Here is a 14,750-nt window from a genome sequence, read left to right as displayed (position 1 = left end):
GCTCTACCGTCCGCGCGTTCACGACGGCGGTTGCACCCCATCCCCCGCGGTCTGATTGATATTCGAGATGGCCCAGATGACCTCGGTCACCTGCGACCCGGGATTGCGCCAGCGACGCGGCGTGCTGCTGGCATAACAGAAGCTGTCCCCCTCGTTGAGCAGCACGACACGGTCGCCCACCCATAATTCGAGCGCTCCTTTGACCACCACCCCGATCTGCTCGCCTTGCCCGGTCACGAACAGTTCGTTGCCGGTGGAGCCGCCTGGCTCGATAGTGGCGCGGCAAAGATCCATGCTGCGGCAGGCCGGCGGCGTGTACATCTCCTTGACGATGCCCTTCTCGCGCAGATCGATGTAGCGATGCGTGCCGGCACGTGCAACGCGACCGCCATCCTCGACTTCGGTGTGTTCGGCATTGCGCAGCAACGTATTGACCGAAACACCGAATTCGCGCGCCAGCTGGTGCAGCATCTTGACCGAAGCCGAACTCAGGCCGCGCTCGATCTGGCTGAGCAAGCCCACCGACATGCCGCAGGCCTGCGCCACATCCGCCAGCGAGCGGCCATGCTGCTTGCGCAACTGGCGCAATTGCTGGCCCAGCCACATGTCGACCGCGGATTCGGGGCGACCCGCCGCCAGCGCCGGCTTGGACAGCGACGCATCGTCACGCGCAACGAAAGAAGATTGGCTCATGTGAAAATTTCATTTTTATATAATTTTCAATACTAAGGAGCTGGACGGGACACCACAACCTAGGAGCATCCCTAGGGCAGCAGGCTGGACGACCGCGGCAGCCGGAATTTGCGCAAGGCCAATCCCGGATGCCGACGGCGATGCCCGCGCCCGGCCGCGCGCGGGTGCGATGGCGCAATACAAAAAGGGAATGAGAGAGGAAGCGGCGCGCGGACCGCCCTGATTCAGGCGGTCCTGGGCTTGGCGCTCCGGCGCCTTTTCGCGGGCAACGGCGGCAGCGGCTCACCGGCCAATTCCGCCAGGAAACGTTCGTCGGCCAATGACAGCCCACCCTGGGCGCGGGCGGATTCGATCAACTCGGGACGGCGCACGGCAGTCAGCGCCAGCGAGCGCTCGCGGCGCCAACGCAGGATATTGGCGTGATGACCGCTCAGCAGCGGTGCCGGCACGGATACGCCTTCGTAGACCTCGGGGCGGGTGTAATGCGGGCTGTCCAACAAGCCGGACAAGGTCTTGTTGAAAGAATCCTGCAGCGCCGAATCGCCATCGTTCAGCACGCCCGGCAGCAGGCGCACCGCAGCATCAATAACCGCGAGCGCGGCGATTTCCCCGCCCGACAGGACGAAGTCGCCGAGGGAAATCTCATGCGTGACGCAACGCTCGATGAAGCGCTGGTCGACACCTTCGTAGCGACCACAGATGAGAATGAGGCCATCGCTGGCGGCCAGCGCCTCGGCGCCAGCCTGGTCGTAGCGCTTGCCGACGGGTGCGAGCAAGGCCACCGGCGCCGGCCCCAGGCCCTGCGCCTGGCGCGCCGCCTGGGCGGCATTGACAGCCGCTTCGAGCGGCGCGGCCATCATCACCATGCCGGGGCCGCCCCCATAGGGGCGGTCATCCACGGTACGGTGGGGATCGCTGGTGAAATCGCGCGGATTCCACGCATGCAGGGCCCAACGGCCCTGGGCGTGGGCCCGGCCGGTGACGCCGAGGTCACGCACCACCCCGAACATCTCGGGAAAGAGCGTCACGACGTCAATGCGCATCAGAGATCCGCGGGCCAGTCGCTGTCGATGCGGCGCGCGGCCAGATCGACGGCTTGGATGTGCGCGCGCACGAACGGAACGAGCATGTCGGCGGGCTTTCCCTTGGCGTTGAGAATGGTCTCGGGGCCGCTGGCCCCTTCCTTCTGGCGCAAGACCTTCAAAACGGCGTGGGCGCCGTTGTCGAAGACCTCGTCGACCACGCCGATGAGCGTGGCCTCGCCTGCCGCCGTGGTGTACAGCGAACAACCAATGAGATCGACCCAGTAGTATTCGTCTTCTTCGGGCGCGGGGAAGGAACCCCGCGGCGCCTGCACGGAAAACCCGCGCAACGCTTCGGCCTGGTCGCGATCGGAAATGCCCGCCAGTTGCGCCACCACGGTGGCCCCCTGCGAACGGGCTTGCACGACTTTATATGCGACAGGCACAGACGCGACAGCGCCCCGCGCCAATTCAGGCACAGGGCGAGTCAACCACCATTGAGAAGCTGAGCGCAGCACTTCGGCATTGGCCGAATGCGGCTGCACCTTGACCCAGCCTTTCACACCGTAGGCCGCACTGATGCGGCCCAGCTCGATCAAGTCCGCAGGCGCCGCGTTGGAAGTAGCGGCATCAGACATGTCGGGCTATCGGTTTCGTACAGCGTAGCTGGAAACTAGCAAGGTTCAGGCGTGCGACGCGGGCATCAAGCCGCGGCGGAAACCTTGGCCGAGTAGTCCTTGACCAGACGCTCGACGGCCGGCGACAGCTGGGCGCCGTTGCTGGTCCAGTGTTGCACGCGATCCAGCGAGATGCGCAGATTTTCAGCGCCGTCGTTGCCGACGGGGTTGTAAAAACCCACGCGCTCGATGAAGCGGCCGTCGCGACGGTTGCGCGAATCGGTGGCCACCAGGTTGTAGAACGGACGCTTCTTGGACCCACCGCGGGCCAGGCGAATCACCACCATAGGTAATCCCTTGAATTAGTTGTGAAAAACGGGAAATTCTAGCACTTAAACATGCCAGCTGGCAAATGCCCAAGCCGAATCCTGCGAGAGCAGCGCGATTCATGCGCGAAAACGCGACATATACGCCGCATACGGCATTCTACAAAACAAAATGCGGGCCGAAGCCCGCCTTGGCCAGTACAAGCCAAGCATACACCCGATTGCAGCAATCGGAATGCGTCATCCTGTGCCACGCCCGGCCGGAGTCATGGGCCGAGCCGCCAGCGCGGCGCTAGCGGCGGCGCAGGAAATGCACGCCGCGGCCATCGGCCTCGTGTTGCGCGACCAGCACATTGCCGGTCTGCCGCGAAAACGCCTGGAAATCGCGGATGGCGTTGCGGTCGGTGGTAACGACACGCAGCACCTGCCCGCTTTCCATCTGCGCCAGGGCTTTCTTGGCGCGCAGGATGGGCAGCGGGCAGGTCAGCCCGCTGGCATCCACTTCCTGATCGAAGGACGGCGCCGCGCCGCCCATGTCAGAGGCGCTCATCGACCCACTGCTGCACGCTGGCGATCGCGGCCGGCAAGGCCGCGAGGTCGGTGCCGCCCCCCATGGCCATGTCCGGACGGCCGCCGCCCTTGCCGCCTACCTGGCTGGCGACAAAGCCCACCAGGTCGCCAGCCTTGATACGGCCGGTCAGGTCGGCCGTGACGCCGCCGACGACGCTGATCTTGCCGTCGGCCGAGCCGGTGGCCAGCAGCACCACGGCGGGCTTGAGGCGATCCTTCAGGTTGTCGACCATGCCACGCAGGGCCTTGGGATCGACGTCGCCAATACTGGCGGCCAGCAGCTTGATGCCCTTGAGCTCGACGGCAGCGGAACTGGCAAGATCGTTGCCGGCGCTGGCGGCGAGCTTGCTGCGCGATTGCTCCAGGTCTTTTTCGAGTTGCTTGACCTGGTCCTGCACCTGCGCGATGCGGGCCGGCAGGTCGGCGGGCGTGCTGCGCAGCATGCCGGCCACCTGGGTCAGCAAGGCGCTCTGGTTCTGCACCCAGGCCAGGGCGTTGTCGCCCGTGATGGCCTCGATACGGCGCACGCCGGCGGCCACGCCGCCTTCGGACACGATCTTGAACAGGCCGATGTCGCCGGTGCGGCCGACATGGGTGCCGCCGCACAATTCGCGCGAGAAGCCGATGTCGAGCACGCGCACGGTGTCGCCGTACTTCTCGCCGAACAGCGCCATGGCGCCGCCCTTGACGGCGTCGTCATAGGCCATGACCTGGGCCACGGTGGGCTGGTTGGCGAGAATCTCGGCGTTGACGATGGCCTCCACGCGGGCGATCTGCTCGGCGGTCAGGGGCGCGTCCTGCGCGAAGTCGAACCGGGTCTTGTCGGGGTCGACCAGCGAGCCGCGCTGCTGCACGTGCGCGCCCAGCACCTGGCGCAGCGCCTTGTGCATCAGATGGGTGGCCGAGTGGTTACGCACGGTGCGGGCGCGGCGCACCGCGTCCACGCGCGCCAGCACGGTGTCGCCCACCGCCAGCTTGCCCTCTTCGAGCGTGCCATGATGGCCGAACACGCCGGACTGGATCTTCAGGGTGTCGCCCACAGCGAAACGCATGCCGACGGCTTCGAGCAGGCCGGTATCGCCGACCTGGCCGCCGGACTCGGCGTAGAACGGGGTGGCGTCCAGCACCACCACGGCGCTCTGGCCGGCCTGAACCTGCTGCACCTGGGTGCCGTCAACGTACAGGGCGGTGACCTTGACGTTGTCGAGCTCGAGTTTTTCGTAGCCTTCGAAACGCGTTTCCGCGCCTTCGTAGCTCAGCCCTTCGGCCATCTTGAACTTGCCGGCGGCACGGGCCTGGTCGCGCTGGCGTTCCATGGCGACCTCGAAGCCAGCCATGTCGACGTCGACCTCGCGTTCGCGGCAGATGTCGGCGGTCAGGTCCACCGGGAAGCCGTAGGTGTCGTACAGCGTGAACAGCGTGGTGCCATCCAGTTGGCCGCCCTTGGGCACGTTGGCCAGCGCGCCGTCGAGGATGCGCATGCCGTGCTCCAGCGTTTCGCCAAAGCGTTCTTCTTCCTGCTTGAGCACCTGTGCCACGCGCTCGGCGGTGGCGGCGAGCTCCGGATAGGCTTCGCCCATCTCGGCGACCAGGTCGGGCACCAGGCGATGGAAGAACGGCTTGGTCTGGCCCAGCTTGTAGCCATGGCGCAGCGCGCGGCGCACGATGCGGCGCAACACGTAGCCGCGGCCTTCGTTGCTGGGGATGACGCCGTCGACGATCAGGAACGAGCAGGCGCGGATGTGGTCGGCGATGACCTTGAGCGAATTGTTTTCCAGGTCCTTGACGCCGGTTTCGCGCGCGGCGGCGGCGATCAGGTGCTGGAACAGGTCGATTTCATAGTTGGAGTGGACGTGCTGCAGCACGGCCGCGATGCGCTCCAGACCCATGCCGGTATCGACACAGGGGCGCGGCAGGCGCGTCATGTTGCCGGCGGCATCGCGCTCGAACTGCATGAACACCAGGTTCCAGATCTCGATATAGCGGTCGCCGTCTTCCTCGGGCGATCCCGGGGGGCCGCCCCAGATCTCGGGACCGTGGTCGTAGAAGATTTCCGAGCACGGGCCGCAGGGACCGGTGTCGGCCATCTGCCAGAAGTTGTCCGACGCGTAGCGCGCGCCCTTGTTGTCGCCGATGCGGATGATGCGCTCGGCCGGCACGCCGACTTCCTTGGCCCAGATGTCATAGGCCTCGTCGTCTTCCTGGTAGACGGTGACCCAGAGCTTCTCGGCCGGCAGCTTGTAGACCTGCGTCAGCAGTTCCCAGGCGTACTGGATGGCGTCACGCTTGAAGTAGTCGCCGAAGCTGAAATTGCCCAGCATTTCGAAGAACGTGTGATGGCGGGCGGTGTAGCCCACGTTCTCCAGATCGTTGTGCTTGCCGCCCGCGCGCACGCTGCGCTGCGACGAGGTGGCACGCGTGTACGACCGCGATTCCTTGCCCGTGAAGACGTCCTTGAATTGGACCATGCCCGAATTGGTGAAAAGCAGGGTCGGATCGTTGCCCGGCACGAGCGACGACGAAGGAACGATGGTGTGTCCCTTGGACTTGAAAAATTGCAGGAACTGCTGGCGAATCTCGGAGGATTTCATCGTGGATGAAGCAGGATTTAGGCGAATCGTTGATTATAGAGGGTTGTCGGCGGCTTGCACCTTAGGGAACGTCCGGCCGTCGCCGTCCGACACGCGCCGCGCCCGCGCGGCAAGGCGACCGCCTCGGAATGTCAGGGCCTCCCAACTGCCCGCCAGCACCAGGTAAGGCGGGCGCCGGGCATAAGGCAGCACCCGCTCGCCGTCCGGCCCGACCCCGAAAATGGCTGGTACCGCCTGGCCCGGCGCGAATTGCAGCCAGGTCTCGCGGCCATCGTCGAACACCTGCATGGGCGCCACCGCGGCATCGCCGGACAGGCGCCAACCGAAGTGAAACCCATGCGCGGCCGGCTCGCCCGCGCGCCAAGCCGGACCGGCAAACGCCCCCGGGCCGGACAATGGCGCACACCCGGCCAATACCGCCAACGCGGCTGTCAGAACAAGTTTCCGTATCATGGCATCGCCTCCCCGGGTCATGGCGATCCGACAGCGGGCCGCCTCGGCGACATGGTGGCGGCGCGCCCGCCGCGCGGGTAGATCGGCATATACGCATGGACCGGATTGCCCCACCGGCTCCGGGCAGCAAAAAGCCCGGTCTGGCAACCGGGCTTGCGGACGGGTAGCGGCCGGTGCGATCGCGCCAGCCGATGCGCCTGGCCTTAACGCTGCGCGGCGATGCTGCGCGCCTGGCTGGCCGCGTTGTTCAACGCCGCCACCGGCGGCGTCTTGCCGTCGAACGCATCGTTGAGCTGCTGGTTGAACACCGGCTCGATGCGGTCATAGTGGGCCATGCGGAAACCGCGGCTGTTGGCCGCCGGACGGTTGCTCATGGACGCGACCACCGCCTGGGCGCCGGGGATGCGCTTGTAGAACGACACGTCCGAGGCGCGGAAGGCGGCTTCGGTCAGCGGCAGATAGCCGGTCCGCTGGTGCCACTCGGCCGCAATGACAGGCTTGGACAGCCAGGCCAGGAACTGCGCCGTGGCCTTCTCTTCGGCCTGCGGATGGCCGCCAAGCGCCCACAGCGCCGAACCGCTGACGAACGGCTGGCCGCCGTTCTTGGTGACCTGATCGTAATACGGCAACGGCGCCACGCCGAACGACAGCGACTTGGTATTCAGGAATTGTCCGAACGACCCCGAATTGCCGGTCAGCACGGCGCATTCGCCCTTGGCGAAAAGCTTGTCGGCGGTGTTGTCGGCAGAGTGCGCCATGAACAGCAGCGAACGCTTCCAGCTGACCATGAGCGACACATGGCGCATGTAAAGCGTATCGAACTGCATCGCCGGCGCGGCGCTCTTCTTGGTGATGGCGTCAAGGCCATTGTTGTTGCTGGTGTAGGGCTGGTTATTGACCGGCGCCAGGTTTTCCAGGTGGATCGCCACCTGGTCGCTCGAAGCGTAGGGACAGTCGAGATCGGCCACATCGCGCAGCTTCAGCAGCTCGCCCTGCAGGCCGGTCCAGGTGCGGGCAGGCTTGTCGGGATCGAGGCCGGCCTTCTTGTAGGCGGCGGTGTTGTAGAACATCACCGGTATTTCGGCCATCCAGGGGAAAGCCAGCAGGCGTCCCTTGCTGTCACGAATGAAGCTGCTGGTGGCCGGCACGAACCAGTTCAGGTCCTTGACCGGATACTTGGCCAGCAATTCGTACATCGGCAGGATCGCCTTGTGCTCGGCCACGACTTCCGGCGAATGGTTGTCGTTCAGTTGCACCAGGTTGGGGGCCTTCTTGGCCTTGACCGCGGCGGTCGCTTCCTGCTGCAGTTGCGCCTGCGTCGGGAAGGCGCGCAGGACCACTTTGACCTGGTCCTGCTCCTTGTTGTACTGCTTGGCCAGCTTCTCGAACTCGGCCTTGTTCGCGTCCGGCAGGGTGTGCCAGACCTGGATTTCGACGGGTGCCGCGTGGACCGCGCCTGCGACCGCCATGGCGGCGCCAAACACCCATGCCCGCCGGCTGGCGAACAGTGCGCGGGCAACGCCCGCCAATTGCAATTTCTTCATAGGTTCATAGACCAAGAAAAGGGAATTCCGGTTCTGGACGACGTCCGCTCAGCAGATCGGCCAGCGCCCGGCCCGAGCCGACGCCCATCGTCCAGCCGAGAGTACCGTGTCCGGTATTGACATACAAATTGGGGATATGGCTGCGGCCGATGATGGGCACGTTCGAGGGGGTGGACGGGCGCAGGCCCGACCAGTAACTGACGCGTTCGAAGTCGAGCGCGTCGGGAAAGAGTTCGCGGGCCAGCCGCGTCATGGCCTCGCAGCGGCCGGTATTGAGTTCGCGCGAATAGCCCGACAGCTCCGCGGTGCCGGCCATGCGCAGGCGGTCGCCCAGGCGCGAGAACACCACTTTGTGGCTGCTGTCCGTCAGGCTGACCGTGGGCGCGCCGTCCGGCTTCAGGACCGGGAAGGTGGCCGAGTAGCCCTTGGCCGGATAGACATTGCATGGAATGCCCAGCGGCCGCAGCAGCGACGGGCTGAAACTGCCCATCGCCACGACGTAGGCGTCGGCCGCCAGGGTGGCGTAGCGGCCATCGGGCTCGATCAGCTCCACGCTCTGCACCGCACCGCCCTGCGTGACCAGGCGCGTGACACGGGTGCTGTAGCGGAATTCGACGCCGGCGCGCGCGCAGCGTTCGGCCAGCGCCACCGTGAACAGGTGGACGTCGCCGCTTTCGTCTTCGGGGGTGTAGTCGCCGCCGACGATGGTGCCGCGATGCGGCGCCAGTGCCGGCTCGATGGCGACCACCTCGTCGGCCGACACTACCCGCCGCTCGACGCCGAAATCGCGCATCAGGCCGGCGGCGCGCTGGGAATTCTCGAATTCGTGGGGATCGCGATAGAAATTCAGGATGCCGCGTTCGAGGTGGTCGTATTCGATGCCGAGTTCGGCGCGCATGCCGCGCAAGGTGGCGCGGCTGTATTCGGCCATGCGGACCATGGCGCGGATGTTCGGCGCCAGGCGGCCCGGCAGGCACTCGCGCAGGAACGCCAGGCCCCACATCCATTGACGCCAGTCCAGTTGCGGACGGAACAGCAGCGGCGCGTTGTCCTGGAACATCCACTTGAGCAGCTTCAGGGGCGCCTGCGGATTGGCCCAGGGCTCGGCGTAGGAGACCGAGATCTGCGCGCCGTTGGCGAGGCTGGTCTCCTGGGCGGGTCCGGTGCAGCGGTCGATGACCACGACGTCGTGGCCGGCCTGGCTCAACCACCAGGCGCTGGAGATTCCGATGATGCCGCTACCCAATACCGCTACTTTCATGCCCGCATTGCTCCCTGCGTACCCGCTGGGCCCACGGACACGATGTCCGCCTCCCGCGGCAAGCCGCTGCCAGATGACACCGCAGTTTACCCCGGCGCCCCGCCCTCGCCTACGCCCGCCGTCATCAAAAAAAGGGAAGGAACCCGTCGTTGCCGGATCCCTCCCCTTCGATTGGCGGCCGCCTGATATCGATCAAGTCGCGGCTTTCGCCAGATCGGCCTCGGACGTGAACGCGTCCGCGTAGAACTCTTCGGCCGGCAGGCCGCGCTGGGCGCTGAATTCGCGCCGCGCGGCATCGACCATGGGCGGCGCGCCGCAGGCGTAGACCTGATAGCCGGACATATCGGGGATGTCATGCATCACCGCGTCGTGGACGAAACCGTCGCGTCCGCTCCAGCCATCTTCCTCGAGCGCGTTGGAGACCACCGGCACATAGCGGAAGTCCGGCAGGTCACGCGCCCACGACTGCGCCAGCGCGTCCATGTACAGATCGCGCGGACGCCGACCGCCCCAGTACAGCGCAACCGGCCGCCGGATATTCTTGTGGATCATGTGCTCGACGATGGCCTTGACCGGCGCGAAACCCGTGCCGCTGGCCAGCAGAATGATCGGCTTGTCGCTGTCTTCGCGCAGGAAGAACGACCCGAACGGGCCTTCCAGGCGCAGGATTTCGCGCTCTTTCATCTGCGTGTCGCCGGCGCCGAACACGTGGTCGGTGAACACGCCGCCGGGCAGGTGACGGATGTGCAGCTCCAGCGGGCTGCCGGTGTGCGGCGCGCCGGCCATGGAATAACTGCGGCGGCGGCCGTCCTTGAGGATGATCTCGATGTACTGGCCGGCGTAGTAGCGGAACTGCTCCGACGCGGGCAGTTGCAGCTTGAGCACGACCACGTCGGGCGCCGCCTTTTCCATCGTCTGCACTCGCGAAGGCAGCTTGCGGATCTGGATATCGCTGGCCAGCCGCACTTCGGTGGATTCGACCACCATGTCGGAAGCGGGCCGGGCCTGACAGAACAGGGTGTAGCCGTCGGCCAGTTCCTCGGGCGACAGGATCTGCGCGGGGTACTGGCCGGCGTCGAACTCCCCTGACACCACTTTGCCCTTGCAGGTGGAGCAGGCGCCGTTGCGGCAGCTATAGGGCAGCACGATGCCGGCAGCCAGGGCGCCGTCGAGCACGGTCTGGCCCGGCTCGACCGGGAATTGATGCTTGCTGGGTTGGATGATGACCTGGAAGCTCATGATGAAACGTATCAGGGGGGATCAGGGTTGACGGCGCATCGCTGGACGCGCCGCGCGGCCCGGCCTCAGGCCGGGAACTTGCGGATTTCCTTGACGCGGTTGGCGTCGTCCACCAGCACGACCTGCGGCTTGTGGGTGGCGGATTCGTCTTCGGACATCGGCCCGTAGGTGCAGATGATCATCAGGTCGCCGACCTGGGCGCGCCGCGCGGCCGCGCCATTGAGCGAGATGATGCCGCTGCCGCGGGCGGCCTTGATGATGTAGGTGTCGAAGCGCTCGCCGTTGTTGATGTTGTAGAGCTCGATACGTTCGAACTCGCGCATGCCGGCAGCGTCCAGCAGGTCTTCGTCGATGCCGCAAGAGCCTTCGTAGTGGAGGTCGGCTTCGGTGACCGTGACGCGGTGCAGCTTGGCCCGCAGCATGATGCGTTGCATGATGGGAATATCCTGGTATCGCGTGCCGGAACGCGATGTAATGCGATGAATGCGAAAGCGCCCGCGACTGGCGAGCATTCGCGGGCATGCCGCCGGACGGCAACCGGTTTTGCCGCCGGCAGCCGGTATTCTATAGTTTTTGCGCGACCAACCGGCCCATCGCGGCGTCTGCCGCCACATGGCGGCATTGACCATAGCCCCGGACCCGCGGCCGGGTCCTTCCGCCCCCGGGCCCCGTCGCCTAGAAATCCAGCTCGATCTCGACCGCGTCGCCCACTTTCAGGCGCGCGCCAGCCGGAGCGTCGACAATCGCGTTCTGGCCGAACACCACCCCGATCTCCAGGTTGCGGTAGCCCGCCAGCGTACGGCCCGGCTCGTCGTGCTGCACGGCGGTGAGCGGGTCGATGTCGGGAATCGAGCAACGCGTGCACGGCTTGACGAACGCCATGCCGACCGCGCCCACGGAAATCATGGCGGTATGGTCTTCCTCGAAGGCTTCCCATTCACCCTGCACCACGATATTGGGCCGGAACCGGTCCATCGGCACCGGCGCCACCCCCTTGGCCCGCAGGCGGGCATTCAGATCGTCGAGCGACGCCTGGTTCGCCACCAGCAGGGGAAAGCCGTCGGCAAAGCCGAAGAAGTGATCGCCCCCGAAGCGGGCAGCCAGGTCAGGATGGCCGGCGCTCCATTGGTCCACCCACTCCGGCTTGGCCGGCCGCGTGGCGCTGGCATCGACCTTGTACAGGCGGCAAGGCGTCTTGAGAAAGTCCGAGCACCATTGCGCGGCGGCGGCGCTTTCGCGCCGCGCCTGGAGGGTGTCCTTCCATACGCCGACCGTTTCGACATCGGCCTGCAGCGCCGAACCATCCAGCGGCACCAGCAGGTCCGCCATGCCCGGCGCCGACAGCCGCAGCGCGTCGGCCGAGAGCGCCGTGCGGATCAGGGCCATGGCGGGCCACTGGCGCTGCGTCATGAACTGGCCGTCGGCGCCCACCAGCATCCAGCGGCGATCATGCGCCAGGCCGGCCCGATCCAGCGGCGACTCGTCCAGATCGATGCCGGCACAGGATTTGACCGGGTAGATATGCAGGCTGAGGATACGGGCGGACATGGCGGCGGATTCCGGCAAGGCAAGGACCGAGAGCATAGCGGAAGGACGAAAAAAAGCCCAGGCCACGGGCCTGGGCTGCGGGCGCTGGCAAGCGCCCTGGGCAGATTGCCTTGACGTCAGCCGCCAACCAACTTCAGCGTGTCCAGCGGCGTCACCGCCTTGAACGCCTTGCGCGTGGCGATATGCTCCGGACGCGGGGTCAGGCCGTACTTGGGCGGTTCCAGCGTGTTTTCCATGCTGTTGTAGACCATGAACACATTGGCGCGCGGCCACGGCGAAATGTTGCTGTTGGAGCCATGCATGGTGTTGCAGTCGAAGAACACCACCGAACCCGCCTTGGCAGTCATGGAGCGAATACCGCCCTGTTCGACCAGCAGTTGCAGGCTGACCGGATCCGGCACGCCGTACTCCTGCTTCTTGAGCGACTGCTTGTAGTGCTCATTGGGCGTCTCGCCGACGCACGAGATGAACTGGCGATGCGACCCCGGCACCAGCATCAGCGGGCCGTTGCAATCGTTGTTCTCGGTCAGTAGCACCGAGCAGCTCAGCGCGCGCATCGACGGCATGCCATCTTCCACATGCCAGGTCTCGAAGTCGGAGTGCCAATAGAACTCCTTGCCCTTGAAGCCCGGCTTCATGTTGGCGCGGGACTGGTGGATGTAGACTTCCGAGCCCAGGATCTGGCGCGCCACGTTGACCAGCCGCGGATCGCGCACCAGGCGCGCCAACACCGGGTTGAGCACGTGCACCATGAAAATCGAGCGGACCGCGTTGCTGCCCGGCTCGGTGATCGATTCTTCGCGGCGGACAATCGACGGGTCGCGCGTCATGCGCTCGACTTCGGCCGACAACGCCTGCACCTCGGCGGCGGAGAACAGGTCTTCCAGCAGCAGGAAGCCGTCGCGCTCATAGCTGCCGATCTGCTCGGCGCTCAGGGCGTCGGCGTATTTGCCGTCTTCGTAGACCACCGGATCCTGGCGGGAAATGATGGCGGAACTGCGATCCGTACGGGAGGCGTACGGATCCTGCGCAGGTGAGATCATGCGAACCTCCTTGTATCAGGCCGCTTGGGCTTCGGCTTCAGGCAAGGCGTAGACGCCTTCTTTATCATGCACTTCCTGGCCGGTCAGCGGCGGGTTGAAGACGCAGATGACGCGCAGCGGCTCCTTGCCGCCGCACAGCCAATGCTCGTCATGTTCATTCAGGGCATAGACCACGCCGGGCCCGAGTTCGTACTTCTTGCCGTCGGCAATGGTCTCGATGGAACCGTCGCCCTCGATGCACCAGACCGCTTCCAGGTGATTCTTGTAATGGATGTGGGTGCGGCCACCCGGGAAGATGGTGGTTTCATGAAACGAAAAACCCATGCCATCCTTCTTGAGCAGCACGCGGCGGCTCACCCAGGTATCAGTGCGGACTTCGTCGGCGGTGCCGATCACATCTTTGACATTGCGTACGATCATTGACGTTTTCCTCCAAATTTCAGGATGCGGGCGGACTGCCCCTCTTCGGCCAGCGCGTCGGCCACGCTGGCTTCGATCACGTCCAGGCCCTTGGTCAGCAGCTCTTCCTCGATGGTCAGCGCCGGCAGCAGCTTGAGCACTTCGTCATGCGCGCCCGAGGTTTCAATGACCACGCCACGCTTGAAAGCGTTGGCGGCGATGCGGTTGGCCAGCGCGGGCTCGGCGTTGCTCACCAGGCCCTGGATCAGGCCGCGGCCGCGCACCGACAGGCCAGCGTTGGGATAGCTGTGCACCAGGTTTTCCAGCCAGTCGCGCACCAGGCGCTCCTTGCGCTGGATCTCGGCGGTGAACGCGGTGTTGGCCCAGTAGGTTTCCAGCGCCTGGGTGGCGGTGACGAACGCCAGGTTGTTGCCGCGGAAGGTGCCGCTGTGGGCGCCGGGCTTCCAGATGTCGAGCTCGGGCTTCATCAGCACCAGCGACATCGGCAGGCCGAAGCCCGACAGCGACTTGGACAGCGTGATGATGTCGGGACGGATACCGGCCGCCTCGAAGCTGAAGAAGGTGCCGGTGCGGCCGCAACCGACCTGGATATCGTCCACGATCAGCAGCATGTCGTGGCGCTTGCAGAGCTTGTCCAGTTCCTTGAGCCAGCGCAGCGTGGCGACGTTGACGCCGCCCTCGCCCTGCACCGTTTCGACGATGACGGCGGCGGGCTTGTCCAGACCGCTGCTGGGGTCTTCCAGCATGCGCTCCAGATACGCCATCGTGTCCACGTCGGGACCGAAATAGCCGTCATAGGGCATGAAAGTGGTATTGGCCAGCGGGTAGCCGGAGGCGTCGCGGAACTTCATGTTGGCGGTCACCGCCAGCGAGCCGCCGCTGACGCCGTGAAAACCGTGCGTGAAGGAAATCACATTGGGACGTCCCTTCACCTGGCGCGCGATCTTGAGCGCCGCCTCGACCGCATTGGTGCCGGTGGGGCCGGTGAACTGCAGGGTGTATTGCCAGTTGCGCGGCTTGAGCAGCACGCGGTCGACCGTCTCGAGAAAGCGCTTCTTGGCGCTGGTGGCCATGTCCAGGCCATGCACCACGCCATCTGCCTGCACGTACTCGAGCAGCTTTTCCTTGAGGATCGGATTGTTGTGGCCGTAGTTCAGGGTACCGGCGCCGCTGAAGAAGTCGATGTACTCACCACCGTCTTCGTCGACCAGCGTCGACCCTCTGGCCTGGCTGAAGATCACGGGAAACGACCGGATATAGCCCCGTACTTCCGACTCCATCCGGTCGAAGATTTTCAAGTCCATGTGATTAATCCTCCCTTTCATCTCATAAGTTGACAGACGGCCAGACTCCTTGCCGCATGCGCGCCAGGCGCATCCGGATACGTCAAGCCATCCCGGTTTTCGACAGGACCGCGTTGCCG

General features: G+C 65.4%; 15 protein-coding genes. All 15 read right to left on the bottom strand.

The genetic code is table 11. The features are described from left to right. Positions 1-18 precede the first annotated feature (18 nt). Positions 19-693, bottom strand: a complete 675-nt coding sequence (locus HV701_RS16365; RefSeq protein ID WP_175134094.1) for a helix-turn-helix domain-containing protein — start codon at positions 691-693, stop codon at positions 19-21. Between the two features lie 224 nt (positions 694-917). Continuing rightward, positions 918-1,736, bottom strand: coding sequence for a tRNA (guanosine(37)-N1)-methyltransferase TrmD (gene trmD, locus HV701_RS16360; protein ID WP_175134093.1), 819 nt, complete (start codon positions 1,734-1,736; stop codon positions 918-920). After that, complete coding sequence (gene rimM / locus HV701_RS16355; RefSeq protein WP_175134092.1) at positions 1,736-2,353, bottom strand: ribosome maturation factor RimM; 618 nt, start codon at positions 2,351-2,353, stop codon at positions 1,736-1,738. Before rimM ends, trmD begins: the two co-directional genes overlap by 1 nt. 65 nt (positions 2,354-2,418) lie before the next feature. Further along, entirely contained in the window at positions 2,419-2,679 is a 261-nt protein-coding gene (rpsP, locus tag HV701_RS16350) for a 30S ribosomal protein S16 (protein ID WP_175134091.1), read from the bottom strand. A 271-nt stretch (positions 2,680-2,950) separates the two neighbouring features. Next, entirely contained in the window at positions 2,951-3,208 is a 258-nt protein-coding gene (locus tag HV701_RS16345) for a sulfurtransferase TusA family protein (RefSeq protein ID WP_175134090.1), read from the bottom strand. Beyond that, positions 3,195-5,819, bottom strand: coding sequence for an alanine--tRNA ligase (gene alaS, locus HV701_RS16340; protein ID WP_175134089.1), 2,625 nt, complete (start codon positions 5,817-5,819; stop codon positions 3,195-3,197). The genes HV701_RS16345 and alaS overlap by 14 nt, the downstream gene beginning before the upstream one ends. 33 nt (positions 5,820-5,852) lie before the next feature. Then, positions 5,853-6,272 carry a TrbG/VirB9 family P-type conjugative transfer protein gene (locus HV701_RS26955; RefSeq protein WP_175134088.1) on the bottom strand — a complete coding sequence of 140 codons (420 nt, stop codon included), beginning with the start codon at positions 6,270-6,272 and terminating at the stop codon, positions 5,853-5,855. A gap of 203 nt (positions 6,273-6,475) precedes the next feature. Further along, positions 6,476-7,816, bottom strand: coding sequence for an extracellular solute-binding protein (locus HV701_RS16330; RefSeq protein ID WP_175134087.1), 1,341 nt, complete (start codon positions 7,814-7,816; stop codon positions 6,476-6,478). A gap of 4 nt (positions 7,817-7,820) precedes the next feature. Beyond that, positions 7,821-9,077, bottom strand: coding sequence for a D-amino acid dehydrogenase (locus HV701_RS16325; protein ID WP_175134086.1), 1,257 nt, complete (start codon positions 9,075-9,077; stop codon positions 7,821-7,823). 192 nt (positions 9,078-9,269) lie between these two features. After that, entirely contained in the window at positions 9,270-10,316 is a 1,047-nt protein-coding gene (locus HV701_RS16320) for a CDP-6-deoxy-delta-3,4-glucoseen reductase (protein ID WP_175134085.1), read from the bottom strand. A 65-nt stretch (positions 10,317-10,381) separates the two neighbouring features. Then, positions 10,382-10,750, bottom strand: coding sequence for an aspartate 1-decarboxylase (panD, locus tag HV701_RS16315; RefSeq protein ID WP_175134084.1), 369 nt, complete (start codon positions 10,748-10,750; stop codon positions 10,382-10,384). Between the two features lie 241 nt (positions 10,751-10,991). After that, entirely contained in the window at positions 10,992-11,864 is an 873-nt protein-coding gene (locus tag HV701_RS16310) for an MOSC domain-containing protein (RefSeq protein WP_175134083.1), read from the bottom strand. A gap of 116 nt (positions 11,865-11,980) precedes the next feature. Beyond that, entirely contained in the window at positions 11,981-12,907 is a 927-nt protein-coding gene (thpD, locus tag HV701_RS16305; RefSeq protein ID WP_175134082.1) for an ectoine hydroxylase, read from the bottom strand. A gap of 15 nt (positions 12,908-12,922) precedes the next feature. Further along, positions 12,923-13,327 carry an ectoine synthase gene (locus tag HV701_RS16300; protein WP_006387829.1) on the bottom strand — a complete coding sequence of 135 codons (405 nt, stop codon included), beginning with the start codon at positions 13,325-13,327 and terminating at the stop codon, positions 12,923-12,925. Beyond that, positions 13,324-14,631 carry a diaminobutyrate--2-oxoglutarate transaminase gene (gene ectB, locus HV701_RS16295; RefSeq protein WP_175134081.1) on the bottom strand — a complete coding sequence of 436 codons (1,308 nt, stop codon included), beginning with the start codon at positions 14,629-14,631 and terminating at the stop codon, positions 13,324-13,326. Before ectB ends, HV701_RS16300 begins: the two co-directional genes overlap by 4 nt. Positions 14,632-14,750: the final 119 nt, after the last annotated feature.

Origin of the sequence: Achromobacter pulmonis (genome assembly GCF_902859765.1) — a bacterium.
GTDB lineage: Bacteria > Pseudomonadota > Gammaproteobacteria > Burkholderiales > Burkholderiaceae_B > Achromobacter > Achromobacter pulmonis.
This window is presented reverse-complemented; position numbering and strand designations above follow the sequence as displayed.

What these genes read in the sequence shown, in the direction of transcription:
- HV701_RS16300 (WP_006387829.1), bottom strand. Translation starts at nt 13,327, where the DNA reads ATGATCGTACGCAATGTCAAAGATGTGATCGGCACCGCCGACGAAGTC.
- HV701_RS16330 (WP_175134087.1), bottom strand. Translation starts at nt 7,816, where the DNA reads ATGAAGAAATTGCAATTGGCGGGCGTTGCCCGCGCACTGTTCGCCAGC.
- thpD (WP_175134082.1), bottom strand. Translation starts at nt 12,907, where the DNA reads ATGATCTCACCTGCGCAGGATCCGTACGCCTCCCGTACGGATCGCAGT.
- HV701_RS26955 (WP_175134088.1), bottom strand. Translation starts at nt 6,272, where the DNA reads ATGATACGGAAACTTGTTCTGACAGCCGCGTTGGCGGTATTGGCCGGG.
- HV701_RS16365 (WP_175134094.1), bottom strand. Translation starts at nt 693, where the DNA reads ATGAGCCAATCTTCTTTCGTTGCGCGTGACGATGCGTCGCTGTCCAAG.
- rimM (WP_175134092.1), bottom strand. Translation starts at nt 2,353, where the DNA reads ATGTCTGATGCCGCTACTTCCAACGCGGCGCCTGCGGACTTGATCGAG.
- trmD (WP_175134093.1), bottom strand. Translation starts at nt 1,736, where the DNA reads ATGCGCATTGACGTCGTGACGCTCTTTCCCGAGATGTTCGGGGTGGTG.
- HV701_RS16325 (WP_175134086.1), bottom strand. Translation starts at nt 9,077, where the DNA reads ATGAAAGTAGCGGTATTGGGTAGCGGCATCATCGGAATCTCCAGCGCC.
- panD (WP_175134084.1), bottom strand. Translation starts at nt 10,750, where the DNA reads ATGCAACGCATCATGCTGCGGGCCAAGCTGCACCGCGTCACGGTCACC.
- HV701_RS16345 (WP_175134090.1), bottom strand. Translation starts at nt 3,208, where the DNA reads ATGAGCGCCTCTGACATGGGCGGCGCGGCGCCGTCCTTCGATCAGGAA.
- HV701_RS16310 (WP_175134083.1), bottom strand. Translation starts at nt 11,864, where the DNA reads ATGTCCGCCCGTATCCTCAGCCTGCATATCTACCCGGTCAAATCCTGT.
- ectB (WP_175134081.1), bottom strand. Translation starts at nt 14,631, where the DNA reads ATGGACTTGAAAATCTTCGACCGGATGGAGTCGGAAGTACGGGGCTAT.
- alaS (WP_175134089.1), bottom strand. Translation starts at nt 5,819, where the DNA reads ATGAAATCCTCCGAGATTCGCCAGCAGTTCCTGCAATTTTTCAAGTCC.
- rpsP (WP_175134091.1), bottom strand. Translation starts at nt 2,679, where the DNA reads ATGGTGGTGATTCGCCTGGCCCGCGGTGGGTCCAAGAAGCGTCCGTTC.
- HV701_RS16320 (WP_175134085.1), bottom strand. Translation starts at nt 10,316, where the DNA reads ATGAGCTTCCAGGTCATCATCCAACCCAGCAAGCATCAATTCCCGGTC.